This window comes from Actinacidiphila glaucinigra, assembly GCF_035918135.1.
GTDB lineage: Bacteria > Actinomycetota > Actinomycetes > Streptomycetales > Streptomycetaceae > Actinacidiphila > Actinacidiphila glaucinigra.
The window spans coordinates 629,364-644,968 of sequence record NZ_CP109144.1; the positions used below are offsets into that span (position 1 = coordinate 629,364).

General features: G+C 68.8%; 14 protein-coding genes and 2 pseudogenes. 7 read left to right on the forward strand and 9 right to left on the reverse strand.

The window, feature by feature from the left end; all coding sequences use genetic code 11:
* Positions 1 to 206: 206 nt before the first annotated feature.
* Positions 207 to 893, reverse strand: coding sequence for a hypothetical protein (locus OIE69_RS02760; RefSeq protein WP_326570310.1), 687 nt, complete (start codon positions 891 to 893; stop codon positions 207 to 209).
* A gap of 245 nt (positions 894 to 1,138) precedes the next feature.
* Positions 1,139 to 1,888, reverse strand: a complete 750-nt coding sequence (locus OIE69_RS02765) for a transposase family protein (protein ID WP_326570311.1) — start codon at positions 1,886 to 1,888, stop codon at positions 1,139 to 1,141.
* Positions 1,889 to 2,073: 185 nt separating this feature from the next.
* Here OIE69_RS02765 and OIE69_RS02770 point away from each other — a divergent pair, with 185 nt between their 5' ends.
* Complete coding sequence (locus tag OIE69_RS02770) at positions 2,074 to 2,829, forward strand: SDR family NAD(P)-dependent oxidoreductase (protein ID WP_326570312.1); 756 nt, start codon at positions 2,074 to 2,076, stop codon at positions 2,827 to 2,829.
* A gap of 192 nt (positions 2,830 to 3,021) precedes the next feature.
* Here the strand turns inward: OIE69_RS02770 and OIE69_RS02775 are convergent, their stop codons facing one another.
* On the reverse strand, positions 3,022 to 3,438 hold the full coding sequence (locus OIE69_RS02775; RefSeq protein WP_326570313.1) for a MerR family transcriptional regulator: 417 nt from the start codon (positions 3,436 to 3,438) through the stop codon (positions 3,022 to 3,024).
* A 444-nt stretch (positions 3,439 to 3,882) separates the two neighbouring features.
* Between OIE69_RS02775 and OIE69_RS02780 the strand changes: the two genes are divergently transcribed.
* Positions 3,883 to 4,362 (forward strand): YczE/YyaS/YitT family protein, encoded by a 480-nt coding sequence (locus OIE69_RS02780; RefSeq protein ID WP_326570314.1) that lies wholly within the window; start codon positions 3,883 to 3,885, stop codon positions 4,360 to 4,362.
* A 231-nt stretch (positions 4,363 to 4,593) separates the two neighbouring features.
* Here the strand turns inward: OIE69_RS02780 and OIE69_RS02785 are convergent, their stop codons facing one another.
* Complete coding sequence (locus tag OIE69_RS02785) at positions 4,594 to 5,907, reverse strand: tetratricopeptide repeat protein (protein WP_326570315.1); 1,314 nt, start codon at positions 5,905 to 5,907, stop codon at positions 4,594 to 4,596.
* Positions 5,908 to 6,354: 447 nt separating this feature from the next.
* Between OIE69_RS02785 and OIE69_RS02790 the strand changes: the two genes are divergently transcribed.
* On the forward strand, positions 6,355 to 6,960 hold the full coding sequence (locus OIE69_RS02790) for a VWA domain-containing protein (RefSeq protein ID WP_326570316.1): 606 nt from the start codon (positions 6,355 to 6,357) through the stop codon (positions 6,958 to 6,960).
* A gap of 502 nt (positions 6,961 to 7,462) precedes the next feature.
* Positions 7,463 to 8,332, forward strand: a complete 870-nt coding sequence (locus OIE69_RS02800) for a phosphotransferase family protein (RefSeq protein ID WP_326570317.1) — start codon at positions 7,463 to 7,465, stop codon at positions 8,330 to 8,332.
* A 390-nt stretch (positions 8,333 to 8,722) separates the two neighbouring features.
* Here the strand turns inward: OIE69_RS02800 and OIE69_RS02805 are convergent, their stop codons facing one another.
* The 3 genes from OIE69_RS02805 to OIE69_RS02815 all read right to left on the reverse strand — a co-directional run bounded on the left by OIE69_RS02805 (position 8,723) and on the right by OIE69_RS02815 (position 11,280).
* On the reverse strand, positions 8,723 to 9,253 hold the full coding sequence (locus tag OIE69_RS02805; RefSeq protein WP_326570318.1) for a hypothetical protein: 531 nt from the start codon (positions 9,251 to 9,253) through the stop codon (positions 8,723 to 8,725).
* A 233-nt stretch (positions 9,254 to 9,486) separates the two neighbouring features.
* Positions 9,487 to 10,338 (reverse strand): D-alanyl-D-alanine carboxypeptidase family protein, encoded by an 852-nt coding sequence (locus OIE69_RS02810; RefSeq protein ID WP_326580927.1) that lies wholly within the window; start codon positions 10,336 to 10,338, stop codon positions 9,487 to 9,489.
* A 201-nt stretch (positions 10,339 to 10,539) separates the two neighbouring features.
* Positions 10,540 to 11,280 carry an SDR family oxidoreductase gene (locus OIE69_RS02815; RefSeq protein WP_326570319.1) on the reverse strand — a complete coding sequence of 247 codons (741 nt, stop codon included), beginning with the start codon at positions 11,278 to 11,280 and terminating at the stop codon, positions 10,540 to 10,542.
* 103 nt (positions 11,281 to 11,383) lie between these two features.
* Between OIE69_RS02815 and OIE69_RS02820 the strand changes: the two genes are divergently transcribed.
* Positions 11,384 to 12,349 (forward strand): AraC family transcriptional regulator, encoded by a 966-nt coding sequence (locus OIE69_RS02820; protein ID WP_326570320.1) that lies wholly within the window; start codon positions 11,384 to 11,386, stop codon positions 12,347 to 12,349.
* A 336-nt stretch (positions 12,350 to 12,685) separates the two neighbouring features.
* Here OIE69_RS02820 and OIE69_RS02825 read toward each other — a convergent pair whose 3' ends face one another.
* Together OIE69_RS02825 and OIE69_RS02830 are read right to left on the reverse strand one after the other, a co-directional pair.
* Complete coding sequence (locus OIE69_RS02825) at positions 12,686 to 13,378, reverse strand: hypothetical protein (protein ID WP_326570321.1); 693 nt, start codon at positions 13,376 to 13,378, stop codon at positions 12,686 to 12,688.
* 223 nt (positions 13,379 to 13,601) lie between these two features.
* The gene (locus tag OIE69_RS02830) at positions 13,602 to 14,213 is read right to left on the reverse strand and encodes an SMI1/KNR4 family protein (protein ID WP_326570322.1); all 612 of its coding nucleotides are present in this window, start codon (positions 14,211 to 14,213) and stop codon (positions 13,602 to 13,604) included.
* Between the two features lie 19 nt (positions 14,214 to 14,232).
* Between OIE69_RS02830 and OIE69_RS02835 the strand changes: the two are divergent.
* Positions 14,233 to 14,517 (forward strand): annotated as a pseudogene (locus OIE69_RS02835) (glutathione S-transferase family protein); the annotation flags it as partial.
* 249 nt (positions 14,518 to 14,766) lie between these two features.
* Positions 14,767 to 15,231 (forward strand): annotated as a pseudogene (locus tag OIE69_RS02840) (C40 family peptidase); the annotation flags it as partial.
* Positions 15,232 to 15,605 lie beyond the last annotated feature (374 nt).

Genomic DNA, 15,605 nt, shown 5'->3' on the forward strand with positions numbered 1-15,605 from the left:
GCCTGGGACCAGCTGCGCCCCGATGAGTCCAGGCGGGCGGGTCCGCCGCGATGCGGCCGTGTCGTGCCGGTACGTGCGCCTCGCTGCCCGACCTGGCCGTGATCAGCACGCCGTGGCATCATCTGTCGATGCCTGGTCACTGGACTGGTTCCGTCGTCTTCGTCCTCTTCGCCACCGGAAGCCTCGGGATCGCTGTCCGCGAGGCGCTACGCCGCGTGTGGATTGAGGTGGTCCAGTTGGGCTTCGGCGCATCGGGCTTCGCGTGTCTTGCCGCCGCCAATGAGGGCTACCTGTTCGCCAGGCCCGCGGCAATGCTGTTCGTCGGCATTTCGATCGCGGCGGCCCTGTGGCGCTCCCACAGGGCCAAGGCCTGATACCTCGTCCGTTTCAGAGCGGACCGCCTCGGCGACCTCGCAGTAGAACGTCACCGTGCCTGCCGCATTGCTGGTGCCCGCGGCGGTGAACACCCGGCGCCCAGGCGGCCGGACCGCTTCGTTGGTGTCCACCGGCTGCTCAGACCTGCGTCGTCCAGGACAACGGCGACGATGCGGGCCCGTGCCGCGCTGTCCAATCCTGAGCGTCCAGGCGAGCCGGCCGTCGACCTGGTCGCCGTCGACGGACCACCTCAGCTCGGTGCCCGCGAGGACGGTCAGTGTGCCCTTGGCGGTGGTCACGGCCACGGTGCTCGTGAAGTCGAAGGGAGTGACGGACTGCGTGCCCGGGTTCGGCGCCATGGGCCAGGCGATGTTCTCCGTGCCGCGCGGGACCACGTCGACCGACGGGTCGCTTTCGCGCGGGCCGCTCGTGCCCGCCACGGTGTCCGGTGTCATGGCGTCCAGCTCGGTGACCCTGACGGCGACGGCCCCGGCCGGGGTCGTCGAGAGGCGGCGCATCGACCGTCTTCCACGGCCCGAACGGTTCCCGCAGTTCACGCCACTCACATCACGGGCAGGTGAGCGATCGGGTTCTGCAGCGGATTCGGACCGGCGTGCACCAGCTGCCCGTCAGAGTGGGTAACCCACGTAGACGCGCGACCGCACTGCCATCAGCGCGGATGTCGCGTCTCACGAGCGCAAGCGCGAGTGGTGGACGTCATGACCTCCCGGCTTGACCTTCACACTAATGTCAATGAGCCTTTTCAGCGTTGCTTCTCCAGGGTGAGGATGGCTTTGGCTGCTGACGACAGGCGGTTGGGGCTGCAGCGGGCGTGACGGAAGATGCGCCAGCGCTTGAGGGTGGCCATGCCGCGTTCGACGGGATACCGGAGCCGGGCGTGCGCCCGGTTCAGTGATCTTTGCCGGGCGGTGAGCTCCTTGCAGGGCGGGCGTCTGGTCGGAGCGGCGAAGGTGCCGCCCGCGCCGAGGTAGGCCAAGTCGGCCAGGGCGGGGATGCCGAGGCGGACGCAGGTGGCCACGATGCGATGGGTACGAGCCGCGGTCAGGTCGTGGGTGCGGCCCGGCAGAGCGCGGGAGATCCACACGATCTCGCCCTGCGGGTCGGTGATGACCTGCAGATTCACGCCGTGGCGGCGGTGCTTGCCGGAGTAGTTGGCGCGGCCGTCGCCGACCCGATCGCACTCGGCGAGAGTCCCGTCCACCAGCACGTAATCCGCGTCCGCCTCGCGCAGGGCGCGGGTCAGGCCCGGCGCGCGGTGGGCCAGGAGGTCGATGACCGCGTGCACGTAGGCGTGGGCGGTGCCGACGCTGATCCGGAAGCCGGCCGCGATCTGCGCGAGGGTGTCGTGCTTGCGCAGGTACACGAGGGCGACCAGGGCCCGCTGCGAGGGCCGGAGCTTGCAGCGGCGGTCACCCTCCCGGGTGACGATCAGCATGGTCACCCACTCAACCAGCGCGTGCGGCAGGTCCAGTGCTGCAGGATAGGTAACCAACGAGGCTCCCCGGCAAAAGAGTTGAGACGTCAGACATCTCGCTCAACCGCCGAGGAGCCTCGTCCGTTCTGCACGGGTCGCCGACCAGCTGGCCGTCACCCGATCGGTGGCCCCGCTGAAAAGGCTCAATCTTTAGCTTCGGTCAGTAGCTGAAAGCCAGCTGAACGGCGCAAGGAGACATTGCCATGTCCAAGGCACTGACCGGACGGACTGCGCTCGTGACCGGAGGGTCGCGGGGTATCGGTGCGGGGATCGCTCGCGAACTGGCGCGCGAGGGCGCAACCGTCGTCATCACCTACCGGAAGTCGCGCGAGCAGGCGGAAGAGGTTGTCGCCGACCTGGTCGCACTCGGGGCGAAGGCCCTCGCCGTACAGGCGGATCAGTCCGTTCCCCACGAGGCGTCGACCGCGGTCGAACAGGCTGCCGAGTTCCTGGGCGGCCAGATCGATGTGCTGGTGAACTCTGCCGGAGTCGCCGTCATGGGCACCGTCGACCAGTTGGACCTGGACCTTCTCGAAGGGGTCCAGCACATGATGGCCACCAATGTGATGGGGACCGTCGTCACCACGCATGCCGCATCGCGCTTTCTGCCCGACGGCGGGCGTGTCATCCTGATCGGCAGCATCGTCGCCCACCGCATTCCTGTCCCCGGCGTCGCCGAATACGGGGCGAGCAAGGCAGCGATCGACCAGCTCGGCCGCGGGTGGGCGCGCGACTTCGGCCCGCGCGGCATCACCGTCAATGTCATACAGCCCGGGGCGACCGACACGGACATGAACCCTGCGGACGGACCGAACGCGGCCCCGCAGGTGGCCATGACACCCCTGGGGCGCATGGGCACCACCGAGGACATCGCCAAGGCGGTCGCCTTCCTCGCCAGTGAGAACGCCGCCTACATCACGGGCGCACGGTTGACCGTCGACGGCGGATACAGCATCTGATTCGCGGCACCCATGACACGTGGGGCTCCGGTGCCGGGAGGGCACTCGACGGGACCGGGGCCCCGCCACTGGGGAATCCGTCCGCTGCGGCGCCCTCCGGCCCGCCTTCACCTCACCGGCAGCGTCAGCCCTACGCCTCCCCGACAGCGCCTCGCCGCAGGTGAGCGCTCGACCGCGTGCGTCTCGCCGCTGTCACTCCGCGACCAGGACCATGACTCCATCCGCGGTCGTGGGCGCGGGGGCGGTGGCGTCCTCCTGGAAGCGCAGGTATGCCTCGATCGCGCGCTGGTTGCGTTGCAGCACGTCGATGCGTCGTTTGATGCTGCCGAGTTGACGTCGCAGACCGTCCAGGTCCTTTGCGTCCGGGCACTCCCGGGCGTGCGCTTCGCCCTCGGCGGACTCGAGGCAGGGCAGGACCTCGCGGATCATCTCCGTCGTCAAACCGACTTCGAGGAGTTCGCGGATCTGGTGTACACGGTCGATGGCCGGCTCGCCGTAGGTGCGGTATCCGTTGGGGCTCCGGAACGGCGTCAGGATGCCGACCTCTTCGTAGTAGCGAAGCAACCGCGGCGCGACACCGGTCTTCGCGGCCAGCTCGCCGATCTTCACATTGCCCTCCTCTTGCCAGGCATCCGTGCGGACGGTACGCCGCGTCGTCACACAGGTGAGCGGTCTCGCCTTCGGCCGCAGGACCTTCACACTACTGTAAAGGTTTGGCTTCTTCCACGGCCCCGAAGGTGAGATCCAACCGCCCCCGCCCCGGTCACGCCGGAATCGCTTCCATGCGACCCGCGGACCGGAAAGAGCTCAATCTGTACTCCCGCTTTCCATGGCCTGCCGGCCGACGCCGCCCCGGGTGTCCGGCCGCTGTCCGGGCCGATGCGCGGCCCGGACAGCGGGATGGGCTCACAGCAACTGTCCGCGGGCCTTCGCCGACTGGACTGCGGGACAGGTGTTCTCGGTCCGGGCCGGGCCGGGCCCACCGAATCCATGGCCGCGGCATGGTCGGGACTGGTCCTGACGGTTCGCCTTGTCGGCGCCCTGCTCACACCCATGCCTCTCGTTCGGATGGACGACAACCTGATCTCGCTGCTGGTGCTCCTCGCATGGATTCCCCTGCGGGAACTGCCCGGCCTCGGCACCCTCCTCAACGTCGCCATCGTCGGCTTCGCCGCGGATGCCACCGCCACCGTGCTCCCCCGCCCCCACGGGACCCCTGCCGCGATCGGATACCTCGTACTCGGGCTCGTCGCACTGGCCTTCTTCGACGCGCTCTACCTCGGCGCGCAGTTCGGATCGGGCCCTCGCGACGGCATCATGACCGGACTCGTCCGGCTCACCGGCCTGCCCATCGCGGCGGTGCGCACCGGCATCGAGATCACCGTCGCCACCGCCGGCTGGCTCCTGGGCGGCACCTTCGGGGTGGGAACTGTACTCGTCGCGCTGTGCATGGGGCCCCTCGTCGGCTACTTCCTGCCACGCATGGCCGTTCGCCTCCCCGCCGTCGCCGCAGACGCACGGCACAACCCATGAACGCGAGTGCACGGCCTGTCCCGGACCACGCCCTGCCTCGCCTTCCGGCGCTTCGACTCACCGAAACCAACGGCTACCAGCCGGCCGCGTGGTCGGACCGACGGCCACCCCCACGGCGTATGCCCTGGCAACCCAGCACGTCGCCCGACGTCGCGGGATACACCATCCACCGGACACCCGCACCGTGCGCTCCGACAGCGGCGGCACTCCGACCGTGTCTGGCTTCTCGGCTCAAGCCCCTGTCGCCGGGGACCGCGGCCGAAGGACGGCCAGGGCGTCCTCGACGCGGCCGAGGTCGATGAGGTAGCCGGCCAGCTCGTGCCTGTTCCCGGGTGCGTGCTGTTCGAGAACGGCGACGGCCTCCTCAGTGCGTCCCGCGCCGGCCAACAACTCAGCGATGTGGGGCGCCGCATACGAGGTGGCGCCCTCGGGATGGGAGCGGCCCTGTGCGATCGCTTCGTCCACGCCGTCACGGGCGGCGATCAGCGGCAGCCGTATCCAGTACAGGTCCCACTCCACCTCGCCCCCGCGGGCAGCGGCAAGCGCCTCGAGATGCGCCAGGCCGTCCTCGGGGCGCCCCTCCTCCAGGCACAGCTCGGACAGAGCATGGAGGACCCAGTCGTACCCGTTCCGGCCGTCGGCCTGGACACGCATCACGTCGATGGCTTCCTTCCCCCGGCCGTGCCGGGCCAAGAGCCGGGCGAGCTCGAAAGCCGAGTTGGCGCCGTGGGCCGCGGTTCCGTCGGCCTGCCGGTATGCCGCGATCGCCCCCTCCACGTCGCCACGCTCCTCGAGCAACCACGCGAGCCGGTCCACGACGTACCCGGACTCGTCGTTCGCCGCAGCCGCCCGCAGTTCGCCGAGCCGGCCCTGCCGCGCCAGCAGCGCCGCCAATTGCTCACGGTTGCTGCGAGGCGTGGTGCCGCCGGTGCGCAGCAGGGCGATCGCCTCGTCGATGCGGCCCTGACGCTCGCGGATCGTGGCGATCAGCCCGATCACCCTGTCGCGATCGAGCCCTCCGCAGCACCACGGAAAGTCGGAACAACGATGCTCGGTCCGGGGCGCGAGCAGCGCGACGGCTTCCTCCTCACGGCCGGCCGCGGTAGCGACATCGACCAGAGCGACGGTGAGGGACCGCTCACCAAAGTACGGACGCAGCAGAGTGAACGCTTCCTCGGCGCGGCCGTGCCGGGCGAGCAGACGGGTGTAGAACTCCAGCGCCATCGGATGCCCAGCCGCCATACGGACCCGGGTGATCTCGATCGCCTCCTCGACGCGGCCCCAGCCCTCCAGCAACTCGGCCACGGCCACGACGGCCGTCCACCAGCCGGTTGCCCGGTATGGGGCGAGCACCTCCAGCGCGTCGGCCTGCCGGCCCTGCTCCCCCAGCAACCGCGCCCACGCCAGGGCGCAGAACCACTCGCCGCGTCCCGCCTGCTGCTCCACCACCTCGACGTGGCCACGTTCGAGCAGCCGCGAGACGAGCTCTGGCGGGATGCAGCCGGACCGCGTCCGGGTCTGGTACTCGAGATCAGTAGCGTCCACGGCCACGCACCATAACGCCCGCCGCCGACACCATGCCGACACCAGCGGCGGCTTCGCATACAGCAAAGTCGACATGAAGCTCCCCGCCAGTCGGCGCAGCGACAGACACGCGCCGACAACTGGGACAGGCCGCAGGACTGTTGGCGGCAACCGCGCGCTGCGAACCAATCCACCTCGGACAGGGCATCGTGCAGTGGCCGCCACCGAACGCGGCAACGCGGGGCAGGAACCGATCGACTGGGTGCCGGCTCGCCAGTCCTGCCTCTGCCTGGTCCGCAACCTGCAAGCACACCCCGCCGGCTCGGCCCGCCCGACATGGATCACGGCCGCCGCAGGACACGGGGTGCTGCCACCGTCTGTCGCCATTGTCGTGAGCGTGGCCACAACTTGCGTCTTCCCCTTGCTCCACCAGGCGAGGGTCTTGCCGTCAGTACGGTCGAATAGGCTATGCGAGTGACCCGTAAAGGGATTTACTCTGCGTCCGTAGCCGCCCGGATCAGCGGAACCAAGCGGCATTCAACTCGCGTCGTACTAGCCCTACCTGGGGCACACCGTCATCCGTTCGAGACCGGCCTCATCGCTGACATGGCCCGCAGAGTCGCCACGCTGGGCGACTTCCTGGCTCCAGGGGCGGGCGTCGATGCCTGGATGTACACGTCACAGACCCACCGTCTCCCTGAACTCCGGTTGTCTCAAGCCGCAGGGTGGATCGCGGACTGGGCGGTCCTCCCACGCGGGCCTCTGCTCTCTCAAGACGCTGCACGGGGCAACCTGCTCACCCAGCACACGGCCCGCTACGAGCTCTTCGGCCCCGAGGACGCAGCTGAGGCGATCAGGGGGATCATGCGAAGCCTCCCCGAGAACGAGGGACCGACCCTCGTGCTGTTCTTCATATGGGGATTCCATTCGGACGGTCCCTACATGGCCGATGAACTCGAAGGGGCATCCGGCGAGAACGTCTTCTGGCAGTTCGTCGGCGACACAGGTACAGGTCTTCCGTTCTCGATCACCTGGACAGGCTGCGCGCCGAAGCGCCACACATCTCCAACGTGAACCTCTACCAAGGATGGGACTCGATTCAGGACACGCCCGACTACCTCTTCTTCCGTGGCGTACTCAAACCTTTCGTCCGCTGGCGGAAGGCGCTTCCTCAGATGCGAAGCTAGGACTTGTCCGGTCGGCCATCTCAGTGCTTCGTGTCCGAGACGTCGATGCGCGTATGAGGCGGGTTGATCTGAGCGGGAGCGGCTACGGCTGCTCCTGATGCCTCCCCCCTCCGGCGACTGCCGTGACACGGCTTGAGACCCAAGGCAGGGCCCAGCGAGGGCATTTCGACGGACCCAGGGGAGAACAGCCCCGGGTCCCTCCGATGCCCGAGCAAACCCCACAAGCCCTGCGTCGGGCCATTCAGGAACACGCCCCGCACCTCCTCGCGGACTTCGAGGCCCATTGGCGCCGAGCGATCGTGGACGGTCAGTGCACGGCGCGGTGCGTGTCGTCCACGGCGCTTCCACCGCCGCTACGCTCTTGGCTCGGACATACGGAGGGTTGAAGCGTGGGTCACGAGGTGCCGCCAGACCTGCTGGAGATCGTTGATGCACTGCTGCCCGGCGCCCCGTTGAATCGTGCGCTTCTGGCTGCCGACGGCAACATCCATCACGTGGTGCTTCTCCCCGGAGTCGCGGCCGTGCGGATCAGCAGGCGTCCGTCGGCAGCGGAAGCACTCCCGCGCCGGACGGAGCTACTGCGCGCGATCGGGTCGGCCGGGCTGCCGTTCGCCGTACCGGAACCGCTCACACCTGTCACCGCCTTTGACGGTCGTGTCGCCGTCGCCGTGTCCTGGCTTGACGGCACCGCGCTACCTGAGGGTGAGGGGGACCCGGAACAGATCGGCGAACTCCTACGGGCCCTCCGAGAGGTACCTCTCACTCCGGTACTCCGTAGAGCCTTGAGCGCTTCCCAGGAACAGACTCCGACACGAGGCTGGGCCGGCATCCTGGCCGAGGATGTCATCCCCCGGCTGCCTCCGCGGTGGCGCGACGAAGGCCGGCGCCGCCTGGACAACGCAGTCGCCCTGGAACCCGTGCCGGATGCGCTCGTCCATGGCGACCTCGCCGGCTCCAACGTCCACTGGGGCCCGGACGGCAAGCTGATCGGGGTACTGGACTGGGACCTCGCGCTGCCCTTCGACCCCGCCATCGATGCCGCCTGCATGGCCTGGCACGGCTGGGACACGATCCGCAACGCCGTCGACCACGAGACCTACCGACGAGCACGCGCCTGGGACCAGACCTTCGGCATCGGACACCTCATCGCCGTCCTGCCTGGAAAGACCCTGTCCAACGTGGACAGTTACGTCGACCACATCGTGCCCTGGCTCGAGCGCAACGCCCATGGGGATCAAGGCAGGCTCGCGAGACCGTGACGTCCCATGCTGCTGCCTCCAACTCCCTTGATCGCCCCGTCTCTCGGGATTACGAGGCGGCAAATCAAGGCTCGTGCAGATCCTTCAGCGTTCGTCGGGGCCTCGCCGCGAACCGCGGCCGGCCTGCGCCATCGACCTGGACGAGGCGGGGGCGCCGGTAGCGGTCACGGCCCGCTCGGCAGAGCGGTCGGGGTGTCTCGGACTGCCCGCCGGCGGTGGTCGTGGCTCCAGGTCAGGCTGCCGACGTCGAGGCTTCGTGGTCGAGCCGAGCGTCCACCTCGCTCATCCTGCCGGACAGAGGGGTTCCGGTCCCGTTGCTGGGGCGGCCTGGGGCCTGGCGAGAAGCTGATCAATGTGAGGCCCTTGTGGCTGCAGCACGCAGGGTGCCAGTCAGCGTCCTCGGCCCTGGGGAAACTGCCCGAGGTGAACCGCACGGTGGACGACCGCCGCCAGATCCCGGATGTCCTCGGTAAAGGCATCCACGCGGATCCGGCGTCCGTTGTGCAGTCGGATCTCGCATGTGGAGCCCGTACCCCGGGCATCGGCGAGCGGTCGACCGTCACCGCCGGACGTGCTCACCTGCGCGACTTCCTCCCAGGGGATCACGGTGGCGGTGCCTGCCACCCGGTGGGTCAACCCCCGCTCATGGATGTCAATGCACTGCTCCCGGGTACGAAACGCCTGCACCAGGCGCCAGATCCCCAGGCCCAACCCCACCAGGCCGACCCCGAGGAGTAACCCCGCCACCCCCGGGGCCCCTTCGGTGGTGCCCACCGACGCGATTGCCACCGGCACCCCGATGGCCGTGCCCGCGGCACCGACGGCAAGCCAGATGCCCGCCTGCCGCAGGCGCCGTGCACCATCGGTACGGTGCTCGCGCACAAACCTCCCCAACTGCTTGGCCGCTTCCGTACGCCTCATCGGGTCCCCTCCCGGGTCGTGGACACTTCAAACTATGCCCCCGCCACCGAGCGATCCACCCTGCTGCCGGGCACGATTGGGGACGTCCGCCTGCGGCCCTCGGATGTCCTACGAGCCCAAGTCACAACAGCGCAGTGCACGGGCTTCAGCCCGGTGGTGTCCGACGGCTAACGGCGAAGGGCCTGCCCGCGACCTCGCGGTCACGGGCAGGCCCTTCGTCGTAGCGGGCGCGCCTACTTCTTGAACGCGTAGTTCATCAGCTTCGTCGCGTCCGTCGAACGGCTGGTCGCCGAGGAGGAGGCGAGAACGGTGCCGATGACCGTCTTGCCGTTTCGGGTCGCGGCGAAGACCAGGCAGTACTTGGCAACCGAGCCGGAACCGGTCTTGACTCCGATGGTTCCGGAGTAGCTCTTCAGCAGCGTGTTGGTGTTGGTCCACGACATGTAGCGGGAACCGCCACTCTTCGTGGTCACCTTCTGCTTGGTCGCCTTGGTCTTCACGACGGCACGGAAGGTGGAGTACTTCATCGCGCTGCTGGCGAGTTTGGTCAGGTCGCGAGGCGTCGAGTAGTTCGCCCCGTTCCCGATGCCGTCGAACGAGTCGAAGTGAGTGTTCTTCAGACCCAGGCTCTTGGCCGTCGAGTTCATCTTGCCGATGAACGACTTGACCCGTGCGGCCCGCGTGGAGCCGGTGCCGAACTTGTCGGCGAGGGCGTAGGCCGCGTCGCAGCCGGACGGGAGCATCAACCCGTACAGCAGCTGGCGGACAGTCACCTTGTCGCCGACGATCAGGCGCGCCGAGGAGGCGCCCTTGGAGACGATGTAGTCGCTGTACGCCTTCTGGATCGTCACCTTGGCGTCAAGGTTCAGATGCGGCTGGGCGAGCACGACCCGAGCGGTCATGATCTTGGTGGTGGAGCCGGTGGAACGACGGGTGTCGGCAGCCTTCGAGAAGAGGGCCTTACCGGTCCCGTTGTTCATCACGAACCCGCCCTTGGCGGTGATCGTGGGCACCGCCAGCGTCGCCGCCTGGACCGGAGCGGTGAGCGCTCCAGCAGACAGCACTGCTCCCGCGGTGATGGTCACCGTGGCCAAGCGAGATGTAATTTTTATGCCGTTTTTCAAAGCTTATACCCCAAATGCTCCTACGGGTTGACGGCAAAACGAGGCCGTCAGCCCATAGGACTCCCGAGAGGATCGAATGGATGTACAACCAGCGCGAGCAAAGTTGCTCCACAACTCCAGGAGAAGAGGGCCGGGTGGCCCGGCGCGGCTTGTCCCCGCGCCTCACTGCCGAGCGCCCTCCCGGTGGCCGTGCGTTCCGGACTGCGTGAGGAACTCGCCGTACGTCTCGCCCGGGTCGGCGCTGAGCGCCACCTTCGCCAAACGGGTGTCCTCGTCGGCGAGGACTTCCAGCGCGCCGGCTTCGAGTCCGTCCAGGGCTTGGCGCACGACATCCGCGGGGTCGTTCTTCGGGATGTCCCACCCGCTCATCATGTCCGTGTCGGTCGAGCTCATCAGCAGGCCGGTGACCTGGGTGCCCTGCCCCGCCAACTCCAGGCGGACGCCGTTGGTCAGGCTCCAGGCGGCCGCCTTGGCGACCGCGTAGGAGTTGGCCCCCGGATAGGAGAGCCACGACAGGCGCGAGAGCACGTTCAAGATCGCGCCTCCGCCGTTCGCGGCGAGCACCGGCGCGAAGGCACGCACGACCGAGAGGGTGCCGTAGAACGAGGTGTCCACCTCGCGACGGATCTTGTCCAGGTCGCCGGTGACAAGGTCCTGGTAGAGGCTGATCGCCGCGTTGTTGATCAGCAGGTTGACGTCCGGTGCGGCTGCGGCCGCAGCGGTGACGGAGGCAGGGTCGAGGAGGTCGAGGTGCAGAGGCTCGGCACCCGTGATGTCCACGCGCTCGAGGTCGCGTGCGGTCGCGTAGACCCTGGCACCACGCGCGAGGAGCTGCTCGGCGAAATGACGTCCGAGCCCACGAGAGGCCCCGGTGATCAGTGCAGTGCTTCCCGAAATCTTCATGGGCCCACCGTATGACGCAGCTGCCGAGCAGAACGATGGCTCATTCCCGCAGATACATATCTGTTTGACTCACCACAGATCCACGCCGAGGTAGACTGCATCCATGGATCTGCTCGCCGAGGTACTGGCCCTCTCCGATGTCCGAGGTGCGGTCGGTGCACGGATCGAGGCCGGCGAGGACTGGGGCTGGTGGTGGAACTCCGCAACGCCGCGCGCGTCGCTGCACGCGGTCACCGCGGGAACGGTCTGGGTGGGCCTGCCCGACGGCCCGCCCCTCCAACTGCTGCCGGGCGACGTCGTCCTCCTGCCCGGCGGGGCCGCGCACGCACTCGGCAGCGACCCGTCAGCCGTGGCCCGCACGGGGCCCCGCACATCCGACGACTGGCACCTCACCAGCTCCAAAACCGTGTCGATCGGCACCGGACCTGTACGCGCCCGCATCCTGTGCGCCGATTACGACCACGATCGGACCGTCTCGACCCAGGTACTCACCCTGCTCCCCCAGGTGGTCCACCTGCGCGCCGGCGACGACCCGGACGGACTGGCCCAGGACACCGTGCGCCTGCTCGGCCGCGAACTCGCCACTCCACGCGCGGCCACCGGCCTGGTCCTCGACCGACTGGTGGACGTACTCCTCGTCCACGTGCTGCGAGCCTGGCTCGCCTCCGGCGGAACGCCCGCACCCTCCTGGCTCGGAGCTCTGGGCGACCCGGTGGTGGCAGCCGCCGTGACCAGGCTCCACGAGGAGCCCGCCAGGCCATGGACCACCGCCACCCTCGCACGAGAAGTCGGAGTCTCGCGAGCCACTCTCGACCGCCGCTTCGCGGCTGCGACCGGCGAGTCACCAGGCGCCTACCTCACCCGCTGGCGCATGGACCTCGCCGCCCGCCGCCTACGTGAAACCCAGGACAGCCTCGACACGATCGCCGCCGCGGTCGGCTACTCCTCCGGCTACGCCTTCAGCCGGGCCTTCCGCCGCGCGCGCTCGCAGCCGCCCGGCCAGTTCAGGGCAACCGCTCGAAGCGAAGGCAACCCGGCCCCGGCTGACACCGCCACTGCCCCCGTCTGACCACCGCGCCCAAGCGTGCGCCATCCCCAGCCGCGAGCAGCGGGTCGATCCCGTGAGAGATGGACCTGAGGTTCCCTACCGTCAGCTCACGCCCACCTCATGGGGGCTGGAGGTACGGCGAACCACGGACCATCAGTTGCTCGCCTTGCCGCCGTTCATGCGCCGCGCTCGGGGCAGGGACCGATCTCCAGCGCCTCGTGCCCTCGCTTCAGCCACTCCGGTCCCCCCGGCGGAGCACATCGAAGTCCTGACCCGCCGGCGCGCCCACAGTGACCGCTACGGGCACGAAAGGCGGTGCCCGTACCCGGCGACCGCCACCGCGACCAGGGGTTGAGGTCAGTCACTGCGCGGAACCGCCTTGGCCTGGGCGGCGCGCGACTTCGGGCCGCATGAAATGCGGGCAGCCACTCGGGCGACGGCCTGATGGGCTTGACTGCCGAAATCGATCGGCGTGCCACACTCAAGGATGCCCGAACCCTCCATCGTCCAGCTCTTCGCATGCCCGATGGTCACCGCCATGGAGTGTGGGCACGTATACCGGAAGTCCGCCTCTACGATGTGCGCCTCGTCGTACATCACATAGCGCCCGGCCCCCGTCGTCGAGATGGCCCGGCTGCGATTGGGATCGCCCGGTTTCCTGCCGACATCGGTGAAGGCCATGTCAGCGCCGGTGTCGTCTTCCTGGGCCTCGCCTACCAATTTGGCCAGGGAGAACAACACATCCCGCCGCGGCACCGCCGGGCCGTGCGCCGATACGGACGTCTCGGGCCACGACACCCGGTGCTTGGGTGCCTTCGTGAACTTGCCGCCGCCTTTGCCGAGGGTCTGCACATCGGAGAGAGCGGAAAGCCGGATCGGCCGCTCGACGTTGAACCACTGGTACGTGCCGTTCCCGCATGCGCTCGGACCAATGGTGCGAGCAGGCGCCGACGTTGCCGCCTTCCCTTCGGTGTGCGCAGCGCTTTCGGTACACGCGCCGGCGCTCGCGACCGCCAGGACGGCGACACAGGCAGCGATCCGACGCCTCATGGCGATCCCTCACGCACTCATGGCTGACGGCCAGGTCCGTGGCCGGTGGTGATCGCATAGTAGGCGCACGACGTTGCGCACCGCTTCACGGGCCGCCATGGCGAAAGCCTCCTCCGAGCCGGTGGCCAAGCCCCTGGTTGCAGGCATGCTGTACGCCGTTCACCGTGGTGAACGAAACCACCGGAGTGCCGCTGTGTCCGACCTCGCCGCCCTGGACGCGGCCCTATCGGTGTTCTGCCACCTCCCATGCCAGATCGCCGCCGTCGCCCACGACGGCGACGCACGGCTGTGCGGTGCCGCCGAGGGAAGCATGCCGAAGGAGGGCCGGCGACCCTGACCGGACGGCGGCTTCGACGTCTTGGAGCATGGCAGTGACCGAGTTCCACAATTCCACTCCGAGGAACCAGGTCTCGTGGTCCCACAGGAAGACCGCGCCGTACGAATCGCCGGGCCGCAAGTCGACGATGAGACCGTCACCGCCGGGGCTCATCGCGATCGGCAGGAACGAGGGCAGAAAACGCGGTTCTGGTTCGCCGTTCTCGTCCACGGAAGTCCCTTCCTGCTCCGCGACAAGCAACCAGATCTCTCTCGTCTCCAGAGCTTCTTCCAGGCCCACCGGAGCAAACGATCGCGGGATCCAGTAGTCGGCGCTGACCCGGTGCAGGGTCCACCACGCGACCAGGTCGGCGGGGAAGCTCACCCCGAGGTCTGCCTCGGCCGCGCGGAGCCGGCTCTCGTCTGCAGCCGCTCTCACGGGGGCCTTCCGGAGGCGCCCCTCGAACCAGGTACCGATACGGTCCCAAGCCTGGTGTACGTCGTGATCAATCGCGGTCATGGCCAGGAGTCTTTCATTGTTCACATGCAACCTGTACGAGCTCGCCGAGAACCCGCTGCGCTGGGGCTATGCGCGCGACCTTCACCGGACAGCGGGTTTCGGCGACACCGTCGACTTCGAGCACATCGAGCGGCACTGCTGCCAGGTGCTCACCGGGGTGAACCCGAACGGGATTCGCCCCGCTCGGACCCGACTTCGCGACCTGGCTGACACCACACCACAGGGAGGAACCGGGCGGCCGACCGTTCGGCGACGGCGCCCCTCTGGTCCCGTGCCCGCGGCCGAGGAGGTGCCGCCGGCGGGCCCCCTGAGTGCCGCGTCCCCGGCCTTGCCGGCCGGCATCGTCGCCGGGGCCGCCCCGGCAGCTCGTACCTCGGGACGGCGTCAGCACGTGAGTTCTCCGGCGCATGCGGGACTTGGTCCGGTGACCGAGCACGCTCGGGGCGCCCGCCTTCGGAGCGGTGTGTCAACTCACCATCACTGCACGTGTGATGCGCACGGAAGCATGGCGCGAGCGGACGACTTTATCTCGTAAGGGATTTGATCAGATCACAAGACGCGGAGGCTGCTCAACTCGCTGACCGCCGCTCAGCGCGCCGCCGTCGCCGCGGAGGACGCCCGCGCCGCCCGCAGCAATGAGCGCGTCAACCTCGGCAACGACGCCCCGGCCTCCGGCCGCGCCGCCGCCGCCCTCGCGGCCGCCCAGACCCGGATCGGCATGCCGTATGTCTACACCCACACGGGTCCGACGTCCTTCGACTGCTCAGGCCTCACCATGTGGGCGTACGCCCAGGCCGATGTCTCGCTGCCGCGGACCTCGCAGGCCCAGGCCAATGCCGGCACCCGCCTGTCGATGAGCCAGCTGATGCCCGGCGATCTCGTGATCTTCTACGGCGACCAGCACCACGTGGCCCTCTACGCGGGCAACGGCATGGTCCTGCACGCGCCGCGCACCGGCACTGTCGTGCGCTACGAGTCGATCAACAACATGCCGTTCCAGTTCGGCGTCCGCATCTGACGCCAAAACCGCCGGACCGGTTGACCGCAGGCGCCTGCCACCTGCACGGGCCTCGAGATCGACGGGCGCCTCTCCCCCGGTGCTGTCACCGAGCGCCGCGCGCACGCCGACGGCCGGGAGGCCGTGCACCCACCGCCGTGGCCCGCGCTGCCGGACGGCCGACGGCCGGCCTGGTTCTGGTGGGGACCAGCGTTCGGGGTCCAGGCGTCGGTGACCGGCGTGATCCCCTTCGAGGAGCAGCCCCTCGAAGGGGACACGGTCCGTATCCGCCACGGGGAACGTCCCCCACGACCGGATCCCGAAGCACGTGGACTTCACGCCGGGCCGGCAAGCGCGCGGCCCGGTGTTCGCCGGTCCGCGTGCGCGGCGATTTC